Annotated in this window: 18 protein-coding genes; 4 read left to right on the top strand and 14 right to left on the bottom strand. The window is 36.7% G+C overall.

Going from position 1 to position 21,956, the window contains the following annotated elements:
• Window positions 1-25: 25 nt before the first annotated feature.
• The 14 genes from BUA76_RS05785 to BUA76_RS05850 form a co-directional block, all read right to left on the bottom strand.
• Window positions 26-1,147, bottom strand: a complete 1,122-nt coding sequence (locus BUA76_RS05785) for a glycosyltransferase WbsX family protein (RefSeq protein WP_178337305.1) — start codon at window positions 1,145-1,147, stop codon at window positions 26-28.
• Window positions 1,144-2,256: a glycosyltransferase WbsX family protein gene (locus BUA76_RS05790; protein WP_072883860.1), complete on the bottom strand. Its 1,113-nt coding sequence runs from the start codon at window positions 2,254-2,256 to the stop codon at window positions 1,144-1,146. The genes BUA76_RS05785 and BUA76_RS05790 overlap by 4 nt, the downstream gene beginning before the upstream one ends.
• A 134-nt stretch (window positions 2,257-2,390) precedes the next feature.
• A complete protein-coding gene (locus BUA76_RS05795) occupies window positions 2,391-3,890 on the bottom strand; it encodes a glycosyltransferase family 4 protein (protein ID WP_072883861.1) in 1,500 nt (499 codons plus the stop codon).
• 3 nt (window positions 3,891-3,893) lie between these two features.
• Window positions 3,894-4,994, bottom strand: a complete 1,101-nt coding sequence (locus BUA76_RS05800; protein WP_072883862.1) for a DegT/DnrJ/EryC1/StrS family aminotransferase — start codon at window positions 4,992-4,994, stop codon at window positions 3,894-3,896.
• Window positions 4,995-4,997: 3 nt separating this feature from the next.
• Window positions 4,998-5,930, bottom strand: a complete 933-nt coding sequence (locus BUA76_RS05805) for a GNAT family N-acetyltransferase (RefSeq protein WP_072883863.1) — start codon at window positions 5,928-5,930, stop codon at window positions 4,998-5,000.
• Window positions 5,920-6,408, bottom strand: a complete 489-nt coding sequence (locus BUA76_RS05810) for an acyltransferase (RefSeq protein WP_072883864.1) — start codon at window positions 6,406-6,408, stop codon at window positions 5,920-5,922. The genes BUA76_RS05805 and BUA76_RS05810 overlap by 11 nt, the downstream gene beginning before the upstream one ends.
• Entirely contained in the window at window positions 6,395-7,321 is a 927-nt protein-coding gene (locus BUA76_RS05815; protein ID WP_072883865.1) for a DegT/DnrJ/EryC1/StrS family aminotransferase, read from the bottom strand. Before BUA76_RS05815 ends, BUA76_RS05810 begins: the two co-directional genes overlap by 14 nt.
• Window positions 7,318-7,737, bottom strand: coding sequence for a sugar 3,4-ketoisomerase (locus BUA76_RS05820; RefSeq protein ID WP_072883866.1), 420 nt, complete (start codon window positions 7,735-7,737; stop codon window positions 7,318-7,320). Before BUA76_RS05820 ends, BUA76_RS05815 begins: the two co-directional genes overlap by 4 nt.
• Window positions 7,709-8,128, bottom strand: a complete 420-nt coding sequence (locus tag BUA76_RS05825) for a sugar 3,4-ketoisomerase (protein WP_072883867.1) — start codon at window positions 8,126-8,128, stop codon at window positions 7,709-7,711. The genes BUA76_RS05820 and BUA76_RS05825 overlap by 29 nt, the downstream gene beginning before the upstream one ends.
• Complete coding sequence (locus tag BUA76_RS05830; RefSeq protein ID WP_072883868.1) at window positions 8,125-9,384, bottom strand: ABC transporter ATP-binding protein; 1,260 nt, start codon at window positions 9,382-9,384, stop codon at window positions 8,125-8,127. Before BUA76_RS05830 ends, BUA76_RS05825 begins: the two co-directional genes overlap by 4 nt.
• Before the next feature lie 33 nt (window positions 9,385-9,417).
• On the bottom strand, window positions 9,418-10,266 hold the full coding sequence (locus tag BUA76_RS05835; RefSeq protein WP_072883869.1) for an ABC transporter permease: 849 nt from the start codon (window positions 10,264-10,266) through the stop codon (window positions 9,418-9,420).
• Window positions 10,267-10,424: 158 nt separating this feature from the next.
• Window positions 10,425-11,288: a glucose-1-phosphate thymidylyltransferase RfbA gene (rfbA, locus tag BUA76_RS05840; protein ID WP_072883870.1), complete on the bottom strand. Its 864-nt coding sequence runs from the start codon at window positions 11,286-11,288 to the stop codon at window positions 10,425-10,427.
• 12 nt (window positions 11,289-11,300) lie between these two features.
• The gene (rfbB, locus tag BUA76_RS05845; protein ID WP_072884019.1) at window positions 11,301-12,380 is read right to left on the bottom strand and encodes a dTDP-glucose 4,6-dehydratase; all 1,080 of its coding nucleotides are present in this window, start codon (window positions 12,378-12,380) and stop codon (window positions 11,301-11,303) included.
• 47 nt (window positions 12,381-12,427) lie between these two features.
• On the bottom strand, window positions 12,428-13,750 hold the full coding sequence (locus BUA76_RS05850) for a UDP-glucose dehydrogenase family protein (RefSeq protein WP_072883871.1): 1,323 nt from the start codon (window positions 13,748-13,750) through the stop codon (window positions 12,428-12,430).
• A 209-nt stretch (window positions 13,751-13,959) separates the two neighbouring features.
• Between BUA76_RS05850 and rimP the strand changes: the two genes are divergently transcribed.
• The 4 genes from rimP to BUA76_RS05870 all read left to right on the top strand — a co-directional run bounded on the left by rimP (window position 13,960) and on the right by BUA76_RS05870 (window position 21,946).
• Window positions 13,960-14,427 (top strand): ribosome assembly cofactor RimP, encoded by a 468-nt coding sequence (gene rimP, locus BUA76_RS05855; protein WP_072883872.1) that lies wholly within the window; start codon window positions 13,960-13,962, stop codon window positions 14,425-14,427.
• A 15-nt stretch (window positions 14,428-14,442) separates the two neighbouring features.
• Window positions 14,443-15,678, top strand: a complete 1,236-nt coding sequence (nusA, locus tag BUA76_RS05860) for a transcription termination factor NusA (protein WP_072883873.1) — start codon at window positions 14,443-14,445, stop codon at window positions 15,676-15,678.
• A gap of 78 nt (window positions 15,679-15,756) precedes the next feature.
• Window positions 15,757-18,768, top strand: coding sequence for a translation initiation factor IF-2 (gene infB, locus BUA76_RS05865; protein ID WP_072883874.1), 3,012 nt, complete (start codon window positions 15,757-15,759; stop codon window positions 18,766-18,768).
• A 304-nt stretch (window positions 18,769-19,072) separates the two neighbouring features.
• Entirely contained in the window at window positions 19,073-21,946 is a 2,874-nt protein-coding gene (locus BUA76_RS05870; protein ID WP_072883875.1) for a SusC/RagA family TonB-linked outer membrane protein, read from the top strand.
• Window positions 21,947-21,956: the final 10 nt, after the last annotated feature.

The following is a 21,956-nucleotide window of genomic DNA, read 5'->3' on the forward strand; positions in this document are numbered from 1 at the left end:
AATAAGTACGATTATTTAGCTGCTCTTATTTATTGTATTTATCTAGTATTCTTTTTAATGTATCCAGGTATCCGAAGCCATACTTTCTATCAGGCTCCAGAATATTACCTTCTGCCCATTCATTCCATGATTTTATAATCAATAAGTGTTCGGGATAATCATTTTTATCTTCAAGATAAGCAATCGCTTTTTCAATCTGCTTTTCAAATAGTTCCGGTGATGTATTGGTAAGTACAACTCCTCTGTATCCGCTTCTTGGAGTGTTGTCCCAGTTAGGCAGAAGACATGGAAAAGTAGGAACATTGCTTTCTACAAACTGCAGATCATTAACAATAGCTTGGGCATCCTGAGTCAGTACTTTTGGTTTGTTTTTTTTCTTATATCCGAGTAGTTCTGTTATTCTGTTTTTATAATATTGATAATGGGAAATATATTCCCCTTTTTTAATATAAGGAATCCATGCTTTCTGGAATGCATTGGATATTTTGCCGTCGTACCCCATTGATTTTAAATCAATATCATCACGGAGCTTATTAGACGCCATGACATATAAATCATCAAATCCGTTCTCTTTTGCCAGCGCCCTGAATTTTGAAATATAGTGGGGGGCTCCTTCATTTAAATGATTCGGGTGGTAGATGATGAAAAGAGGCTTATTATCTACCTTGATATACCTTTCGTCTTTAAAGAATGGGAGCAGGTAGTTGAAATGATCTATTAAATCTTGATCATTCGGATATACTTGCTCTGCCAGAATCTTTTCTGCAAGCCCATGCCATATCCCGGACCAGGTTTCGTTTGCCCAGCAGAAACAGAAGGGGAAATCTGGTTTTCCGGATGTAAGGACATCATTTGCAATTCTTTCCAGCAATTGTTTTCTATTGCCAAACCAATAATGGTAATAGATAAATCCATGGATTCCGTACTCTTTTGCCATCTGAGCCTGCTGTTCTCTAACTTCCGGAACACGAAGGTCATAATATCCCAGATCAGCAGGGTATATAGGTTGGTCATGTCCTTCAAAAAGAGGCTTTGCTTTTGTTACATTGGTCCATTCTGTAAAACCTTTTCCCCACCATTCGTCATTTTCGGGAACAGGGTGGTATTGAGGGAGGTAGAATGCAAGGGGTTTTATTTTCTTCATCATTGATTTAAAAATAATTTTTTAACGACTTCCAGATATTGTCTTCCAAACTTTTGGTCAGGCTCCAGATGGTTGCCTTCTGCCCATTCATTCCATGCATTAATAAAAATGAAGTTCTCTTCGTCAGAATATGGTTTAAAATCCAACTTAATATTTGAAAGCCATTTTTCAAAATATTCCGGTGACGAATCTTTGAGTATCAGGGTTGGGTTTTTTCCTCTTCTGGAAGTGTTGTCCCAGCCGGGCACAATAGATGGAAAGATTTTACAATGAAAATCCTTCTGAGGGGTTAAATTTTCTCCCATCCACTGGTAGGGAACGCAATTGTATGTATTCTCTGTTATTTTTTTACCAAGCCGTCTTTTAATTTTGTGTATAATCCCTTTTTTAGGTTTCCTTTTTCTGTCATGAGCTTCTTTCAAAACACTTTTTCTGCGTATTCCGAAAGGTTCAAAATCAATCACGGCATCAAACCCATCTACTAACTGATCCCATCCTTCCAAGTATGAAAATCCCATATGGCATAAATACAATTCCATCCCGGCTGCTTTGGCTTTTTCCCGCCAGCATTTAATGGTTTCCTGGATATTAGGAAGGATATTAGGCTTGTAAATGACGATAATGGGTTTATTATTTATTTTGATATATCTTGGATCACTCATAATAGGCAGCAGAAAATCAATATGATCTTCGTCATCCTTGACGGAGTATCTTTGTTCAAGAAGTATTTCATGATCACTGCCATCCCAACGTCTGGTCCAGTTTTCATTGGCCCAGCACAGCATAAATGGCAGATCTTCTTTCGGATTTTTTAATTTCCTGTCAATAGGCTCATGCATTAATCTTTTCCCGTTAAACCAGTAGTGATAATAACAGAATCCGTAAATTCCGTATTCTTTGGCCAGAAGTTCCTGCGCCATTCTTGCTTCTTCCAGCCTTAAGTCATAAAATCCTAAGTCTGCGGGAAGATGGGGCTGATAATGGTCTTCAAATAATGGTTTTGCCTTTGTTACATTAGTCCATTCTGTAAAACCTTTACCCCACCATTCGTCATTTTCTGGGAAAGGATGGTATTGAGGGAGATGAATGGCAATAGGTCTTATTTTTTTCATGTGTATGTATTTATTTTTTGAGTGTAATTTAATTACGTATTTTAATTTGCTTTCACCATATTCTTTTTTGTACGTCTATCAATGGTAGTATGAAATAGGCTGCTTGGCAATTGGTCTAACTTCATATTCATCTGCTAATTATTGAATAAATATTTGATCGTTTGTTTACAAGGTAAAACTTTCACCCATAACGGATTATTAATGGAAAGTTTTATGACTTTTAATTTTGAAAAAAATCCTAGACTGGTGGTGTAGGAGTAATGATCGGTTGGTTTTGACTCAATAACTGATACCAGTTCTTCATCTATTCCCTTTACAAATTTTTCTTCGTTAGAAACAGAACGAATTTTATGTTGTTTATCTCTAGAAAAGTCCTTGATTCTTTTCAGTTTCAAATTCCATCCTTGTGAGGAATAATTTTCTTGTAAATATGTTAGTTGTAAATTATTGATAAAGTTCCTGTAATTTTCATCTGTGATCATCCTGTCTACTTCAATTTGCCAGTTTTTCAGGTCTTTAGGATAGAATATTCCCTTTTCTTCATGATCCTCAAAAACTTTATAGACGCTTGCCGGATTATAGTGTAATACAAAAGGAACTCCAGCCATTGCCGGTTCCAGAAGAGAGGTGAAAGAGGGGATAGGGAAGCCCTCTAAATATAAATCTGCATTTTCAATATATAAATTAATATCTCTTGTAGGATGGATGAAAATTAAACTTTCGTGCTGATAAGTTTTTCTGTTAGGATTATTTGATTCAATTCCCACGATGGTAAAGACAACATATTCAAATTTTTTAACAATTCTCAGCGCCTCTTCATAAAAATTATATTCCTGATTGGGTTCATACTTCGATTCTCTGCCAATCGAAATAATGTTGAATGTTTGTTTTTCTAATTTTTTCACCGAATATGATTGACGTACAGGTATTGGTAAAAAAAACTGATCTTGTACGGGGATATTTCTGTTTTTCGAATCTTTTAAAATATTTGATTCTCTGATTTGTAAAAGGAAATCCGCAACAGGTGCTCCTAACCAGTACGTATGTTCAGCATGATTAAGAAAAAAAACAGGGCTTTTTATTTTTTTAGATGAAAAAATCATTGATGGGATCAAATCATGTGGATGAATGTGCAAAATAATTCTGCTGAACTGATTTTTCTTTAAGGTATCTACTATTTTTTGTGCTTTCTCAATAATGCTCAGGTTTTGATCGTAAACAAATAAGTTATTGTTGATTTTGTAGAGATACGATTCTGCTATTTCAGAAACTTCCTGAAAATTTTGCCATGTACTCATCAGATAATGTTTACTGGTTGTATCATTCTCAATCCAGCTGAAAATAAGCCTTGAATGTCCTCCTATATTACAGATTTCGGAAAAAAGATGTAATGTTGTATCCTGCGTATGCATATTGTTTTCTTCATTATCGAAATCTAAACTTTTAAGAGCTATTTTTCTAATGATTGATTCAAAACAATTAGAGGTGTAATATCCGGGGAAATTATACCACGCTGAATATGAAATTTTCTCTATATACATCAAACAATCATCATACTTCTTTTCTTTAAAAAGAAGCTTAGCAATCTTTAATGTTTTAAGAAAATATTTCTTATTCTCTAAAAGTCTTGACATGGATTAAAACGTATTAATAGTCCTAATAATCATATTTATTTGCTCATCATCCATCACAGGAGAAATAGGAAGGCTTAATACTTCTGCGTGAATTTTTTCACTTAAAGGATATGACAGCTCATTCCATTCTTTATACGCCTGCTGTTTGTGAGGAGCAACCGGGTAATGGATTAAAGTCTGAATCTTATTATCAGTCAGGTAACTCTGCAGAGCATTCCTATCGGAGGTTCTGATGACGAACAAGTGCCATACATGTTCTTTTTCATGCTCAGGATATTCAGGAACTACAATTTCAGGCGATTTAATTTCTGAAATATATCGTTTTGCAATCTTTCTTCTCAAGGTGTTTTCATGATCAAGATATTTTAATTTTACATTCAGAACTGCGGCCTGCATTTCATCCAGCCTTGAATTGAGTCCTTTATAAATGTTTAAATACTTCTGATTTGACCCATAATTGGCCAAGGCCCTTATCGTCGCTGCTAAGGTATCGTCATTGGTAGTAACTGCGCCGGCGTCACCAATTGCCCCCAGATTTTTTCCGGGATAAAAGCTGAATCCGGCGGCATGACCAAGATTTCCTGTTTTTATGCCATTCCATTCTGCTCCGATAGCCTGAGCATTATCTTCAATAATTTTTAAATTGTATTTTTCGGATAAATCTTTAAGCTTTTGAGAAAAAATAACACGCCCATATAAATGAACAATGAGAATTCCCTTTGTTTTTGCACTGATCTTTTCTTCAATATGGGTAAGATTAATATTGTAAGTATCAATATCAGGTTCTATCAGTACAGGTATCAGCCCGTTATCTGAAATAGCGAGAATAGAAGCAATATATGTATTCGAAGGGACGAGAATTTCATCACCGGGATTCATGACTCCTAATTCGATATAGGCACGCAGTATAAGACGCAGCGCATCCAGTCCGTTTGCGACACCTATAGTATGTTTTACCCCGATATAATGAGAAAGATTTGCTTCAAATGAAGCTAGCTCCTGTCCCATTAAATACCAACCTGATTGGAAAACCTGCAATAGTTTTGCTTCAATTTCAGTATGATGCTGTAAGTTTATTTGCTGTAGATCTAAGAATTTAATCATATTTTAAAGTTTTATAGAGTAAAAATCCAGCACAATACCTCTGGCTCCCATATTTTCTTTCTGCTGAATAAGACCTTCGTTCAATAACATGCCTTGTTTTTCTGTCGAAATACCAAAGCTGTAATATTTGCGTTCCTTGTATTTATTGATGAGTATATAATTGATAAAATCTAAAGCACCGAGTTTCCTTCCTTCCTGAGAAGCTGCCATGTATTGTGTATGTATCACATTCCCAAAATCAAAAATGACAATTCCGGCCAAGAGTGTATTGCCTTTCCGGGCTTCAAAAAGCTTGATTTGGTCCGGAAATTTTTCTTGTAATAATGAAATCTCTTTTATTGTATGCACGGGTTTCACACCAAATTTTTGCAGGACTTCCGAGAGCAGTTTCCAGTATTCATTAAAATCTTTATTTTCGGATACAACAATTTCTTTTTCTTTACATTTTTTCACCAACTGTCTTTTTGTTTCTGAAAAGCGGATGGGCTCCGAAAGATTGATGACCGAAGAAATATCTCTTCTTAACAGAATGGCATTGTGGCGGAAAAGAGCATATAAATCTTCTTCTGAAGGATATTTGTGGAAAATATGCGGAACCGTTTTATAGATCATCCGGCTAAAAGAAAGTTCCTGATAATATTTTATTATTTCACTGAAAATTTCCAGAACTTCAGCAGCTTTCACATATTTTGACATAATTAATGACCCAAAGGTAAGCCCTGCATGAGATATTATATCTTTTCCGTCTTCATTAGCAGGAAATACAGCCTGAATTGTGTTTTTATTGAAGATAAGCAGAGAATGGTCCGTAAAGCGATCAGAATGATATTCCATAAATTCCCTTTCAAAAAAGAAAAGTCCGTTTTTTGAAGTTGAGATAAAGGCATTCCAATCCTTTTTGAGGGTATTATTATATTTTACTATTTCAAATTTCATCTGGCTGCGGAAGTTTTTTTATAAGTTTTGCAGGATTTCCACCGATCATAGAGTAATCCGGGAAGCTTTTGTTTACGAAACTATTAGCTGCTACAACACAAAATTTCCCAAGATGTACTCCGGGCATTATGACCACATTGGCCCCAATCCAACTGTGATCACCAACGGATACTTCATCTTCAGTAACCGGAAATATCTTTTGCATTTCTTCACTTGCATTAGGACCGGAATCTGTCATGATATTTACATTTTGGGCTATAGAAACAGATTCGCCTATCCTGAGTTTTTTTCTATAGCCATTAAGGATAGAAAACATCCCTATATAAGATCTTTTTCCGATCTCCAGCTGATGGGTTTCAGATCCGTATATACTGCAGAATTTTGCAATTTTTACGTGATCTGCTATTTTCACGTTATTTATTGTTGTGCTGGGATCAATCACAACATTTTCTCCTAAAGAAATATTACTTGTTTTCATGGATAAAGAATTCAATAAGGTTAAGAATGTAATCCATCTCGAAGACTCCTAAAGCCTGATGCACCGGTAGGAAAAAAGCATCTTTTCCGTAAAAAACACTGCATTCAATCCCATGCTGCTGTAGAAATACCTTCAGCTTTACAATATCGCAGCCGTTGTTTTCAAACATACATACTGACGGCGTTTCAAACTCCGAATACTCAAAATAGGAAGTAAAACCAAGCTTCGTTAATCCTGCTATCATGTAGCAGTTATTATTTTTTCTTTGGTTAATGATATGTTCCGTATCCTGAAAATAATGAAGCACTAATTTTTGAAGATAATCCTTATAAATTTTGGTGTGGGTAATAGAGTAGTTTTCGCAGTTTATTTTCAGAATTCCTCCAAACTGTACGGGGAAAAACTTGGGGATGCTGTAAATGGTAAAGTCTCCGTGGGTTCCAATCAGGTTATTCTCATCATTAGAGAACATGCTCATGGCACAATCTTCAATAATGGGCAGATTAAATTTTTTGACGGTTTCCATATCATTATAAATTTTACCGAATTCATGAATGATGAAAACCACTTTGGTTTTGTCCGTTTTTTGTCTGGACCATGTGCAAAATTTTTCAATCTCTTTCGTAACGCAACTGCTCACATAAGAGTTTGCGGTTGTTGTAAGAATAAGTACTTCATCTTCTTTTTGAAGGAGGTAATGGCTTAAAGCTTTATTGATCGCTTCTTTTCCGCTTAAGAAATATTCATGTTTACCAAAAAATGAATTATACTTTTTTATTGTATTTTCGTTGCAAGAGCAGTCTTTTACAATCATGGCATTTTTTTCCAGATCCGCAGTGGAAAATGGACTGATAAAAAAGGAAGGCTGTCTGAAGCTTTCGGGATAGATGATCTGCTCTTTGTAAAAAATCATTTTCTTAATTTTTGGAAATCTTCATAATTTCTTATATAATCATTTTCATTATAATGATGTGATGCCAGTACCAGGCAGATTGCACCGGATGAAAAATTAATTTCCGATGCCCAGATTCCAGGAGGAATATGCAATCCTATATTCGGACGGTTTAAAAAAACCTGTCTTTTGAATTTGCCGTCATCCAGAGAAATCTCAAAGCTTCCGCTTGCCGCAATTAAAAACTGATGGCATTCTTTGTGGGAGTGTGCTCCTCTGCTTTCACCACCCATAATATCATAGAGATAGAACACTCTTTTTACATTAAATGGAAATGGAGAATTGTTTTCTACAACAGTGAGATTGCCTTCATCGAAAGTAATTTTATTTAAATCAATCACGCTGCAGTCAAATATTGAAAAGCTGCTGTTTTTCATGAACCAATATTTTAAATTCTTCAAAATCTCTTATATAGTCATTTTCATTATAGGGTTTATCAGATACAATAAGGGCAAGGGAATTGGTGGAGAAATTTTCTAATCTTCGCCAGTACATTTCGGGAATGTATAACCCATAATAAGATCTGTTCAATGAGAATCTCTGCTCATCTTTTCCATCATGCACAACAACATCAAAACTTCCGGACAAGGCAATTATAAATTCCTGCTGTTCTCTGAACGCGTGGCTTCCCCTTACTTCTCCCCCGGGTACATCATAAATCCAATAGGTTCTGTTAATATCAAAAGGTAGTTGATTAGGATATTCAAAAAAAGAAAGATTTCCCCTTTTGTCATAAATCTTAGGGAGTTGAATTATCTGAGGGATCATGGCGTTATTATTTTATAATCAAATGTGGGTCTTGTAATGCCTGGATAAACATGCAGCATTTTTCCTACTTTTACATTTTCTATTTCAAATCCGATAAAATTGTCAACTCCAAAGAGAAGAACTCTCTGATCTTTTCCGAAGTACAATTTAAAATAGTAATTTCCTGCATTCAAAAACCCAGCAGGAATATCAAATTCCACGGTATATTCTCCTATTTGCGAATCATTATTTTCAGAAACAAATTTTCCTACGTGAAAGATGACGAGCTCTTCATAATTTTTCAGCTCAAATGTCGTATCAAGAGTTATATTCGGGCAGTAGTTATGAAAAACGAGTTTCACATGTACACCTGATTCGATGTCTAGTAGCTTCCCTTTTATAGGGGATACGGCAAACGTTTTGATCCTTATATTTTCATTGCCTATGGCTTCTTCCAGATTTCCATCATAATGATAAGAACTTTCTGCTTCATTATTTTTCTGATACTCGATTACGGTACTGAGGATATCTCCCTGATAGCTTATCTGTCCCTGATTAAGAAGAATTCCGTTATTACAAAGCTCTTTTATGGCGGTCATATTATGGCTTACAAAAAGTATTGTCCTGCCTTCTCCTTTCGTAACATCACCCATTTTGCCCAGGCATTTTTTTTGAAACTCTGCATCGCCCACTGCCAACACCTCATCTACAATCAGAATTTCAGATTCCAGATGTGCAGCTACGGCAAACGCCAGACGTACATACATCCCGGAAGAATACCTTTTTACGGGAGTGTCAATATATCTTTCTACTCCTGAGAAATCCACAATTTCATCAAATTTCCTTTTGATCTCTTTCCGGGTCATCCCGAGGATGGCGCCGTTCAGAAATACATTCTCTCTGCCTGTCATTTCAGGATGGAAACCTGTTCCTACTTCTAGCAGCGATGCAATTCGTCCACGGGTATATATTTTTCCTGTTGTAGGTTTGGTGACTTTGCTTAATAATTTCAACAGAGTAGATTTCCCGGCTCCGTTTCTTCCGATAATGCCTACAGCATCGCCCTGTTCGATTTCGAAATTGATGTCCCGCAGAGACCATACATATTCGGATTCACCTTGTACCGTTCTGTCATTGGCTTCACCAATCTTCAGATAAGGATCTTCTTTTCCCCTCATTCTGTACCATATACGGTTGAGATCATGAGAAAGGGTTCCGGTGCCTACCTGTCCTAATCTGTATTGCTTTGATATATTTTCTGCTTTTAAGACCAGCATAATAATAGTATTGGGAATGTTAATAAATTTTTTTTAAACGGTATCCATAAAAGTTTTCTCAACTTTATTGAATATAAGCGTTCCCGTCATTAAAAGTAAAAGAATGATGCATGTGCTTACTGCAAGCATTACAGGAGAAAAATCTCCTACGCCCAGCCATGCATATTTAAAACATTCGAAAATTCCTGTTAATGGATTATAAAAAGCCAGCTTTTTAAAAAATCCGGGTAAGGATGACGTAGGATAGATAACGGGAGTTGCGTACATATACAGGTTTACTCCGAATACCAGAAGCATGCTGAGGTCTTTGTATTTTGTGGTTAGGGAGGAAAATATCATTCCTGTACCTAATGCAAAAAACGCCATAAGAATAATAAGGAATGGTGTTGCCAGCATCCATAAATTAGGATGAATTTCTCCCTTAAACAGGTAATACATCCAGACCAACAGGAATAAAAGAAACTGTACACCGAAACGCATGAGATTTGAAATAACAATAGATACAGGTGTTACAAGTCTTGGGAAATATACTTTTCCGAAAATGCCTGCGTTTCCTACGAATGTGGAAGAAGTGCCCAGAAGGCACGAAGAAAAATAATTCCAGAGAGTAACCCCCGAAAGATAGAATAACAAAGGCGGTGCTCCATCTGTAGGCAGCCTTGCTATTTTGCCAAAAACAATGAGAAAGGTAATTGTCGTAAAGATCGGGTTTATAAAAAACCAGGTGGGACCTAAAATTGTCTGTTTAAAACCAGATATGAAATCTCTTTTTACAAACATGTAAACGAGATCTTTATAATTCCATACCTCTTTTAATTTTAAATCGAGCAAAGAATGCCGGGCTTCAATTATTTCGGTCCACTTTTCTTGTGGTTCATTCATTTGTGTTATGTTTACTGCAAATTTATATTATTTTCTTATATGTAGTATATTTATTCTTAAAAATTTGTTATTTAGTTAAAAAAATTAAAGGTTATCTCCAATATGGGAGCATATATTGTGAAAACCGGTAAAATGCTGTTAAGTTAATTTGACCTAGTTTATTTATTTACCAGCTTTTTTAAATACTCGCCGTAGCCACTTTTTCCATATTTTACTGCAGTTTCCAACAGTTTTTCTTCATTGATGAATTTATTTCTGAAGGCAATTTCTTCAATACACCCGATTTTGAATCCCTGCCTTTTTTCAATCACCCGTACAAATTCCGAAGCATCATTAAGAGATTCAAATGTTCCGGTATCTAGCCATGCAGTGCCTCTGTCTAAAACACCTACTTCAAGTTTTCCTTTGTTAAGATAAACGTTATTTACATCGGTAATTTCAAGCTCGCCTCTTGTGGAAGGCTGTATGTTTTTTGCAATTTCAACAACCTCGTTATCATAAAAATATAATCCCGGAACGGCATAATTGGACTTTGGCTTCAGTGGTTTTTCTTCAATGGAAACCGCTTTAAAATCATCATCAAATTCTACAACTCCATATCTTTCGGGATCTGAAACGTGGTATGCGAAAACAACTCCGCCTTCCGGGTTGGTTTTATTTTTAAGCAATGTCCCCATCTCGGAGCCATAGAAAATATTATCACCTAAAACCAACGCAGCAGCGTCGTTTCCAATGAACTGATCTCCTAGAATAAATGCCTGTGCCAGTCCGTCCGGGCTTGGCTGCACAACATATTGGATGTTGCATCCTATTTGGGAGCCGTCACCCAGAAGCTTGACAAAGCCTTCCTGATCATGCGGTGTTGTGATAACAAGAATATCCTTAATTCCTGCCAATAGTAAAGTTGACAGCGGATAATAAATCATCGGTTTGTCATAAATAGGCATCAGTTGTTTACTGACTGCAATGGTAAGAGGATAAAGTCTGGTTCCTGAACCTCCTGCTAAAATAATTCCTTTCATTGTATTGTGTTTTTAATGATATTGTTTTTCGTAGTACTTCTGGTAATCTCCGCTTGTTACATTTTCCAGCCATTCTTTGTTTTCCAGATACCAGTCGATGGTTTTTGCCAATCCTTGCTCAAATGTTACAGAAGGCTTCCATCCGAGATCTGTATTAAGCTTGGTAGCATCGATAGCGTAGCGTTTATCGTGGCCAGGTCTGTCTTTTACAAAAGTGATCAGTTTTTCAGAATAGCCTTCCGGTCTGCCCAGTTTTGCATCCATCTGTTTGATAAGCTCTTTTACCAGATCAATATTCTGCCATTCATTAAATCCTCCGATATTGTAGGTTTCACCTGTTTTGGCCTCATTGAAAATCTGGTGGATTGCTTTTGCGTGATCAATAACAAATAGCCAGTCTCTTGTATATTTACCGTCACCGTAAATTGGCAAAGGTTTTTCGTTGATAATGTTGGATATGCAAAGAGGAATTAATTTTTCAGGAAAATGGTTCGGACCATAATTATTTGAGCAGTTAGAAACGATGAAAGGCATACCGTAGGTATTTCCGTAAGCTCTCACCAAGTGATCAGACGCTGCCTTTGAAGCAGAATAAGGCGACTGTGGGTCGTATGGTGTTGTTTCTAAAAAGAATCCGGTTTCACCCAAACTTCCATACACCTCGTCGGTAGAAATATGGTAGAACAGGTTTTTTCTTTCTTCATCCGGGAATCTCCCATGGGTATGATCAGGATTAAGCGTCCAGAATTCTTTACATAAATTTAAAAGATTCGCCGTACCGTTGACATTGGTATTGATAAATGCCATAGGGTCCGTGATGCTTCTGTCTACATGGCTTTCTGCAGCCAAATGTACAACGGCATCAGGATTATATTTTTCAAAAACTGTTCTTAATTCTTCAGGATGGGTAATGTCTGCTTTCTCGAAAACATAATTTGGCTCATTTTCAATGTCCTTTAAGTTTTCAAGATTTCCTGCGTAGGTAAGAGCATCCAGGTTGATGATGGTAATTTCAGGATTGTTTTTTACAAATTCTCTTACCACATGCGAGCCGATGAATCCGGCGCCACCGGTAATAATTATATTTTTCATATGATATGTGCTATTGGCCATCGGCTTTTGGCTTTTGGCATTTACTTTTAAGTTAAATTTTGTTCAATGGTTCTTCTGCCAATGCTTTTATAATAGAATCCGTTTTGCTCTGGAATTTCCAGAGGATACATATTTCTTCCATCAAAAACAGCTTTGTTTTTCATTTTTTTAGCCATCAGTTCAAAATTAGGATTTTTGAATTCCGGCCATTCAGTTGCGATGAATAAGGCATCTGCATTTTCTACTGCCTCATACATGGTTTTGGCAAAATGAATTTTATCCCCCAGAAGTTTTCTTACATTATTTTCTGCAACGGAGTCATACGCAATAATTTTTGCGCCTTTTTGCAATAAAATAGAAATATTATCAAGGGATGATGCCTCGCGGATGTCATCGGTATTTGCTTTAAAAGCCAATCCCCACATCGCAATTGTTTTTCCTTCAATACTTCCGCCGAAATACTTTTCAATTTCACCTACAAGAATTACTTTTTGAGCGGCATTCACTTTTTCAGTTGCTTCCAGGATCTGAAAATCAAATTCTTCATTTTTTCCTGATTTTATCAAAGCCTTTACATCTTTTGGGAAACAGCTGCCACCATACCCGATTCCCGGAAACAGAAACCTGTGGCCTATTCTGTCATCACTTCCCATTCCCAGACGAACTTTATCTACATCTGCTCCTACTTTTTCACAGTAGTTGGCAATTTCATTCATGAAGGTGATTTTTACGGCAAGAAATGAATTGGCCGCATATTTTGTAAGCTCAGACGATTTTTCATCCATAAATATAATAGGAATCCCGGTATTGGTAAATGGCTGATAGATTTTTGCCATAATGTCTTTTGCTTTTTCCGAACTGGAACCTACCACCACTCTTGAAGGATTCATAGAATCTTCAACGGCAAAACCTTCTCTCAGGAATTCGGGATTTGAAACCACATCAAAAGGAATTGTTGTTTTGGATTCAATGACTTCCCTTACTTTGTCGGCTGTACCTACAGGAACAGTACTTTTATTGACGATAACTTTATAATCGGTCATCATCTCTCCGATATCGCTAGCAACCTTCAGAACATAAGAAAGGTCTGCAGATCCGTCTTCTCCCGGCGGGGTCGGTAAAGCGAGATATATAACTTCGCTTTTATCTAATGCTTCTTTTAAATCGGTTGTGAAAAATAATCTTTCAGACTGGATATTTCTTAGAAACATCTCCTCAAGATTCGGCTCATAAATGGGAACTATGCCGTTTTTCATCCCCTCAACTTTTTTTTCATCAATATCTACACAGTATACTGAATTTCCAAGTTCTGCTAAAGTCGTTCCTGTGACTAATCCTACATAACCTGTTCCTACAATAGTAATATTCAAAGTAAATGAATTTTTAAAATTAGTACAAAAGTAATAAAAATACCATCATGGTAATATTTTAAATAATAATTAACTTATTGTATTGATACTAAGATATTTTGCATTTCCGAGAAATATTCGTATATTTGCATTGGATTTACGGAAAAACATGGGAAGGCCTTCGGAAGAAAGCCTTTTTTCGTACGATAAATCATCATTTTAAATAACATATGGAGTTTAGAAAAAAAATTGAAGAATTATTAAATGATTTTCTGGAGACCAGAAAAGATTTATTCCTTATAGATCTGAAGATTTCTGCCGGAGATGACATTACAGTGATTTTGGATGGTGATAACGGGGTGTCTCTTCAGGATTGTCTTGATGCAAGCCGTGCCATAGAATTCAATATGGATCGTGAAGAGCATGATTTCAGTCTTCAGGTAATGTCTGCGGGTTTGAGCGAGCCTCTTGCCACTCAAAGACAGTTTGCTAAAAATATCGGAAGAGAGATTGAAGTTTTAATGAATGACTCTTCAAAAATTGAAGGGGAGCTGGCGAAAGCAGACGAAGAAAAGATTAAACTTATCCTAAGGTATCGCAAACCAAAAGATATTGGTAAAGGTAAAGTAGATGTGGAGGAGGAAAAGGAAATTCCGTACTCTGACATTAAAAAAGCATTAGTAACAATTAAATTTTAAAAGAAAAAAGAATACATGGACAATATAGCGTTGATTGAATCCTTTGGTGATTTTAAAGACGAAAAGGGAATCAGTAAGATTGATCTTATGGCAATTATTGAAGATTCACTGAAAACTCTTTTAAGAAAGAGATACGATTCAGATGATCATTTTGATGTGATTGTAAACCCTGACAAAGGAGATTTTCAGATATTTTTAAATAAAACCATTGTAGAAGACGAAATGTCTGAAGACGATGATCTTGAAATAGAAATTTCCGAGGCTAAAAAGATTGATCCAACCTTTGAAGTAGGAGAAGATTTTACTATGGAAATTCCTGTTGCACAGCTGGGAAGAAGAAATATTCTTACCCTGAAGCAGATTTTGGCTACGAAATTGCAGGAGCACAACAATGCTATGTTGTATGAGCAGTTTAAAGACAGAATCGGGGAGATTGTTGTAGGAGAAATTCACCATATTCGTCACAAGCACGTAATTCTGCTTGATGATGAAGGAAATGAATTTATTCTTCCTAAAGAAAATCAGATTCCTTCAGACTTCTTTAAAAAAGGAGAAAATATCAGAGCTATTGTAGAAACAGTAGATTTCAAAGGTTCAAAACCACAGATTATTATTTCCAGAACTGCACCTAAATTCCTTGAGAAATTATTGGAGCTGGAAATTCCTGAAATCCAGGATGGAACAATTATTTTGAAAAAAGTAGTGAGAATTCCTGGTGAGAAGGCTAAGATTGCAGTAGATGCTTACGACGACAGAATTGATCCGGTAGGAGCTTGTGTAGGAGTGAAGGGGTCAAGAATTCACGGTGTGGTAAGAGAATTGAGAAATGAAAACATCGATGTAATCCAGTGGTCTAAAAACCCTGAAATTTTGGTGAAGAGAGCTTTAGGAAATGTTACCATTAATAAAATTGATATCAACGAAGAACAACAGTATGCATTGGTATACACTCCGGTTGAAGAGATTTCCAAAGTAATCGGAAAACAGGGCCAGAATATCAGACTTGCTTCTTGGTTGACAGGTTATGAGATCGATGTACACAGAGAAGCCAGCGAAGATGATGATGTTGAACTGAAAGAATTCAATGATGATATCGATCAGTGGATTATTGATGAGTTCAATAAAGTAGGTCTTACAACTGCAAAATCTGTTTTGGATAAAGAAACCGAAAGTTTATTGAATATGGTAGATCTTGAAGAGGAAACCATTGAAGAAGTGAAGCGTATTCTGAGAGAAGAATTCGAAGATTAAGATTTGTAAATAAATTTTAATAAACAGTAAAAAAGAAATACTTTAATTTTAAGAATTAAAAAACAGTAAATAATATAGATGCCAAAAATTAGATTAAATAAAGCGGTTAAGGAATTCAACATTTCCATGTCCAGATTAGTAGAATTTTTACAGTCAAAAGGCATTGAGGTTGAAAGCAATCCTAACGCTCAATTAGAAGAAGCGGCATATTCTGCATTGGAGGCTGAGTTTGCCAAGGACGGCGAACAGCGAAAGGCTTCCCATGAGGTGGTGATCACAAAAGTTCCGGAAGAAAAACTGGAAATTGAAGAAAAGAAAACCCCTGAAGTAATAAGAGCTAAAGCTAATAAACCGGAAACTAAAATTTTAGGGAAAATAGACCTAGAGGCTAAAAAACCTGAAGTGGAAGAAACTCCTGCTCCAAAGCCGGAACCTGTGGCTGAAGAGAAAAAAGAAGTTGCTCCTGAAGTAAAAGCAACCCCTGAAAAACAGGAATTCAAAGTTCTGGATAAAATAGATTTGTCTCAGATCGAGTCCCGAAACAGACCCGTGAAAAAAGACAAACCAAAAACAGAAGATAAAAAAGAAGAGGAAAGACCTGTGGAGAAAGCACCTGAAGCTGTAAAAGAAACGCCTAAGCCAGCTGAAGAAATTGCTCCGAAGCCTGCGGAAACGAAAGTGGAAACTCCAAAACAGGAGGATGATCAACAGGAGCCTCAGAAAATTGAAACCGTTTATCAGAAGCTTGACGGGCCCAAAATTGTTGGGGAAAAAATCGACTTAACGCAGTTTGCTCCTAAACAGGGCGCAGGTGCTAAAAAGAAGAGAAAGAGAATTGAAAAGCCGGGACAAAACCCACAAGGTGGAAACAATAATCAGCAGGGAGGTAATAACCAGGGTCAAGGAAACCGTCCACAAGGTCAGGGCCAAGGTCAAGGTGGAAACCGTAATCAGGGTCAGGGCGGACAAGGCGGTAACCGTTTTGGAAACAATAACCAGGGTGGCGGACAAGGAAACCGTCCTCAAGGTCAGGGCGGACAAGGTGGAAATCGTTTTGGAAACAATAATCAAGGTGGTCAAAACCGTCCTCAAGGGCAAGGAGGTCAGGGCGGAAACAGAGGTGGATTCAATAGAGGCGGACAAGGCGGAAACAGACCGGGTCAAAGAACAATGCCTGTTGAATTGACTGATGAACAAGTAAAAAACCAGATCAAGGAAACCCTTGAAAAATTAACCAATAAAGGGGGTAAATCCAAATCTGCAAAACACAGAAAAGACAAAAGAAATTTCCGTAGAGAACAGGACGAACGTCAGCAGGAAATCGATGCGGCAGACAGAACATTAAAGGTAACAGAATTCATCACGGTTGGTGAATTGGCAAGTTTAATGAATGTGTCTCCTACAGAAGTAATCTCTGCATGTTTCTCATTAGGAGTAATGGTTACTATGAACCAGAGACTGGAAGCAGATACCTTATTATTAGTAGCAGACGAATTCGGTTATAAAATTGAATTCTCCGATGCTGATCTTGGAGAATCTGATGCAGAAGAAGAAATCGACTCTGAGGAAGATCTTCTTCCAAGAGCTCCGATCGTAACCGTAATGGGTCACGTGGACCACGGTAAAACATCGTTACTTGACTATATCAGAAAGACGAACGTAATCGCCGGTGAATCCGGAGGAATTACGCAGCATATCGGTGCATATAATGTGAAATTGGAAAACGGACAAAGAATTACATTCTTAGATACACCTGGTCACGAAGCCTTTACGGCAATGAGGGCGAGAGGTGCTCAGGTTACCGATATTGCTATTATCGTAATTGCTGCTGATGATGATGTAATGCCTCAGACAAAAGAAGCAATCTCCCACGCACAGGCTGCAGGGGTACCGATGATTATTGCCATCAACAAAGTTGATAAACCGAATGCAAATCCTGATAATATCCGTCAACAACTTTCCGGGATGAATATCCTGGTAGAAGAGTGGGGTGGAAATGTTCAGGCGCAGGAAATCTCGGCTAAATTTGGTAATAATGTAGATGTATTGCTTGAGAAAGTTTTATTACAGGCCGAATTACTTGAACTAAAAGCAAATCCTGATCGTTCAGCAAACGGAGTTGTTATTGAAGCTTCTCTCGATAAAGGCAGAGGTTATGTGGCGACAATGTTGGTGCAAACCGGAACTTTGAGAGTCGGAGATTATGTAGTAGCAGGTAAAAATCACGGTAAAGTTAAAGCTCTGCTTGATGAAAGAGGGAAAAACCTTTCTGAAGCAGGACCTTCAATTCCTGCAACTATTTTAGGTCTGGATGGAGCGCCTACAGCAGGTGATAAATTCCGGGTTTATGCAGATGAAAGTGAAGGTAAGGCCATTGCCAATAAGAGAGAACAACTACAGAGAGAACTTTCAATCAGAACTAAAAAGCACACAACACTTGAGGAATTGGGCAGACGTATTGCTTTAGGAGAGTTCAAAGAATTGAACATTATCCTGAAAGGTGACGTTGACGGTTCGGTAGAAGCACTTTCTGATCAGTTACAAAGATTATCTACAGAAGAAATCAGTGTTAAAATTCTTCACTCAGGAGTTGGTCAGATCACAGAATCTGATATTAACCTGGCGGCAGCGTCTGATGCGATTATTATCGGATTCAATGTAAGAGCCGGTGCTAATGCCAAAGATCTTGCAGACAGAGAGGAAATCGAAATCAGAACATATTCTGTAATCTATAAAGCAATCGATGAGGTAAAAGAAGCGATGGAAGGAATGCTTTCTCCTGAAATTCAGGAACAGGTAATCGGTAATGTTGAAATCCGTGAAGTATTCAAAATTTCCAAAGTGGGAACTATTGCAGGTTGTATGGTTCTTACAGGAAAAGTTACACGACAATCCAAAGTACGTTTACTAAGAGACGGTATTGTGAAATTTGACGGTGAACTTGAAAGTTTAAAACGTTTCAAAGATGATGTTAAAGAAGTCACAAAAGGTTATGAATGTGGATTAAATCTTAAAGGATATAATGACATAGAAACTGGTGATATTCTGGAAGTTTACGAAGAAGTAGCTGTTAAAAAGAAGCTAAAATAAAAATCACCTGATAGAGATAAAAAGCCCGCTTTTGAAAAAGAGCGGGTCTTTTTTTATGCAAAATAAAATTTAGAATAATTCTAAATAATTTTATTTCCCTTATCCCCGTTATGTTAAATTTCATTATAATAATGTTCATTTATTTTTAATTAGTAATCAATTATGTATTATTATCATTTATGTTAATAAGTTGTTATCTTTGCGATATATGTAAAGATATTTAAAAAAAATATTAAATATTAAAATATTGCAGTTGTTAAAATTTATTAACATATTTGCAACCATAATATAAATATTGTTAATAATGAATGGTAAACTAAAAGTGCTAAGTGCAGGAGTATTGTTCTTCATAGGAGGACAACTAACAATGGCACAATCAACCAAAAAGGTAACTGATACTGTTCCAAAGACTTCGGATATTGAAGAAGTAGTAGTATTAGGGTATAGTAAAACACAAACTAAACCGCTAAACTCAACCGCTACGGTAACGATTTCTGGAGAAAGATTGGAAAACAGACCCAATGTTTCTTTTCTACAATCAATGCAGGGGGAGGTTGCTGGTCTTAGTGTAAGCTCTACTTCAGGATCTCCGGGTTCTGCAAAAATGGATCTTATTATTAGAGGGGTAAGTTCTATTACATCTCAATCTGATCCATTATATGTTATTGATGGTATGATTTCCAATGCAACTCAATTCCGTAACTTAAATCCTAATGATATTGAGAGTTCTTCTGTTCTTAAAGATGCTGCTGCAACATCAATCTATGGTAACAGAGGTGCGAATGGGGTAGTTATTATCAATACTAAAAGAGGAAGATACGGAAGCAGATTCGATATTTCATATAATACAACAATTGGAACAAGCTTCCTGCCGCAAACAAAATACGATATGGCAAGCTCTCAGGAGTTGCTAACGATTCAGAATCGTGCAGGAATCGGAATGGGTGCCGGTATGACGCCTCAAGAGATTGCTAATTACGGAGTCAACACCAACTGGAGAAAGCAGTTCTTCAGAACAGGTATTACTCAGAGTCATGACGTTCAGATCTCTGCAGGAGGACAAAACCTAAGCAACTATACCTCTGTTGGATACATGCAGCAGGATGGTATTGTGCCTACAACTGATTTCCAAAGATTTACATTAAGAAACAACTTGATGGGTAAATCAAAAGATAACAGATTTAACTACTCAGTAAATATTGGTTTAGGATATTCAAGAAGACATCAGTTGGAAGAAGAAACAAGAACTGATATTGTTTCTAACGTAATCCAGAACCCATTATTAGGTTCTATCGTAGGACTACCAACGTTAGCACCGGGTCTTTATGCCAATGGTCAGGAACTTTTAAATGGTATCGGGTCAGATTTCAGTAATGGTAACAACGTATACGTTTTACAGGATATCTTGAAAGGGACACTTCCGAATAAACTTACAGAGACCAGTATTATAACCAACGCTTCAGTATCTTATAAATTAACTGATGATTTAACAGTTAGTAACAGAACAGGGGTTGATTACAAATATAACCAGAGAATTTTCGCAAGAGCACCTTGGTCTTACCTGGCATTAGTTGTTGCAAACAGTAACGGTACTGAATTCGGAGGGGTTGAAGATAATATCAAATCAACAGACTTCACGATCAGTTCAATTACCAATTTGAATTATAAAAAAGCATTTGGAGATCATACGATTGAAGTAGGTGCTTATTTAGATTACATGAAGGTTCACTATGAAGCAACATCTTTACGTCAGAACGGATTAAACCCACTAAACTGGTCATTCGGAGCAGGTACAGGATGGGTAGCATTTAACCCGGCAACACCAAATATTTACAATCCTTCTAACAGTGCTTCTAAAATCACTGCCGGAGCTTTGGCTTATTTTGGTACTTTCGATTATGACTATGCAAGCAAGTATGGTGTATCCGGAACAGTAAGAAGAGATGGTAGCTACCGTTTCGTAGGAGATAACAAATGGGCGACTTTCTGGTCAGTAGCAGGACGTTGGAATATTGATAAAGAAAACTTCATGCAAGGTTCTAACATCGATATGTTGAAGTTAAGAGCTTCTTACGGTACCAACGGTAATGCTAACGTAATTGCTGCTACTTATGGATCAAACCCATTACTTGTTGGAACTAACCTTGTTAGAGATACAAATACAATTGGTTTAGGATATAACAACGTTAATGCGGTATACTACACAGGAACAATTGCAAACCCTGATATCCAGTGGGAAGAAATCAGCCAGTTCAACGTTGGTTTAGACTACATGTTCTTAAACAGAAGATTGGAAGGTAGTGTAGATTACTATAAGAAAATGACTGATAAGCTTTTCAACCCAATTAATATTTCTGCGATCACCAGTTTATATTCTATCAACGGTAATAATGGTAAACTTCAAAACGAAGGGGTTGAATTCAGTGTAAAATATCATTTATTAAGAAACTCAGATTTCAAATTGTCAGTATATGCTAACACTGCATATAACAAGAGTAAATTTACTGATTTGTTAAAAGATGACACTACAGGAACTATTAGAAACGTTGTAGGAGGACAACTTAGCGAGTGGTATATGGTTCCTTACGTAGGGGTAAACCAAAGTAATGGTAACTTATTGTTCTTAGATATCAACGGGAACGTAACTGAAACTCCTGATATCAACAGAGATGCAAGAGCAACCGGTAAAAACTATTTACCAAAATGGATCGGAGGGTTCGGTGTAAATTCATCTTATAAAGGATTTACTTTAGATGTACACTTCTCTTATCAGCAGGGAGCATACAAGTATGACAACCAGTTAGACTATGTATATGATGCAACTACTGTTGACGGATATAACGTATCCAGAGATCTATTGAATGCATGGACAGCTACAAACACCAATACAAATGTACCTTCTTTATTTGCAACAAACTTTGCTTATAACGGAAACTCAGACAGATTCCTTAAAGATGCTTCATTTGTTAGATTGAAAAATGTTGTGTTAGGCTACAAAGTTCCTAGTGAAATGTTTACTAATAGCGGAATCAGAGGGGTTAGAGTATTCTTACAGGCTGAAAACTTGTTAACACTTACAAAATGGAAAGGATTTGATCCGGAACCAACTTTCGCAACTTCAACGTCAGTTTATCCTAACATGAAAACCGTTTCTTTAGGAGCTAATATTGACTTTTAATTAACAGTAA

Source organism: Chryseobacterium takakiae, assembly GCF_900129385.1.
Lineage (GTDB): Bacteria > Bacteroidota > Bacteroidia > Flavobacteriales > Weeksellaceae > Chryseobacterium > Chryseobacterium takakiae.

Coding starts and splice junctions, on each gene's coding strand:
- BUA76_RS05785 (WP_178337305.1), bottom strand. CDS start 1,147: ATGATGAAGAAAATAAAACCCCTTGCATTCTACCTCCCTCAATACCAC.
- BUA76_RS05790 (WP_072883860.1), bottom strand. CDS start 2,256: ATGAAAAAAATAAGACCTATTGCCATTCATCTCCCTCAATACCATCCT.
- BUA76_RS05795 (WP_072883861.1), bottom strand. CDS start 3,890: ATGTCAAGACTTTTAGAGAATAAGAAATATTTTCTTAAAACATTAAAG.
- BUA76_RS05800 (WP_072883862.1), bottom strand. CDS start 4,994: ATGATTAAATTCTTAGATCTACAGCAAATAAACTTACAGCATCATACT.
- BUA76_RS05805 (WP_072883863.1), bottom strand. CDS start 5,930: ATGAAATTTGAAATAGTAAAATATAATAATACCCTCAAAAAGGATTGG.
- BUA76_RS05810 (WP_072883864.1), bottom strand. CDS start 6,408: ATGAAAACAAGTAATATTTCTTTAGGAGAAAATGTTGTGATTGATCCC.
- BUA76_RS05815 (WP_072883865.1), bottom strand. CDS start 7,321: ATGATTTTTTACAAAGAGCAGATCATCTATCCCGAAAGCTTCAGACAG.
- BUA76_RS05820 (WP_072883866.1), bottom strand. CDS start 7,737: ATGAAAAACAGCAGCTTTTCAATATTTGACTGCAGCGTGATTGATTTA.
- BUA76_RS05825 (WP_072883867.1), bottom strand. CDS start 8,128: ATGATCCCTCAGATAATTCAACTCCCTAAGATTTATGACAAAAGGGGA.
- BUA76_RS05830 (WP_072883868.1), bottom strand. CDS start 9,384: ATGCTGGTCTTAAAAGCAGAAAATATATCAAAGCAATACAGATTAGGA.
- BUA76_RS05835 (WP_072883869.1), bottom strand. CDS start 10,266: ATGAATGAACCACAAGAAAAGTGGACCGAAATAATTGAAGCCCGGCAT.
- rfbA (WP_072883870.1), bottom strand. CDS start 11,288: ATGAAAGGAATTATTTTAGCAGGAGGTTCAGGAACCAGACTTTATCCT.
- rfbB (WP_072884019.1), bottom strand. CDS start 12,380: ATGAAAAATATAATTATTACCGGTGGCGCCGGATTCATCGGCTCGCAT.
- rimP (WP_072883872.1), top strand. CDS start 13,960: ATGGAGTTTAGAAAAAAAATTGAAGAATTATTAAATGATTTTCTGGAG.
- nusA (WP_072883873.1), top strand. CDS start 14,443: ATGGACAATATAGCGTTGATTGAATCCTTTGGTGATTTTAAAGACGAA.
- infB (WP_072883874.1), top strand. CDS start 15,757: ATGCCAAAAATTAGATTAAATAAAGCGGTTAAGGAATTCAACATTTCC.
- BUA76_RS05870 (WP_072883875.1), top strand. CDS start 19,073: ATGAATGGTAAACTAAAAGTGCTAAGTGCAGGAGTATTGTTCTTCATA.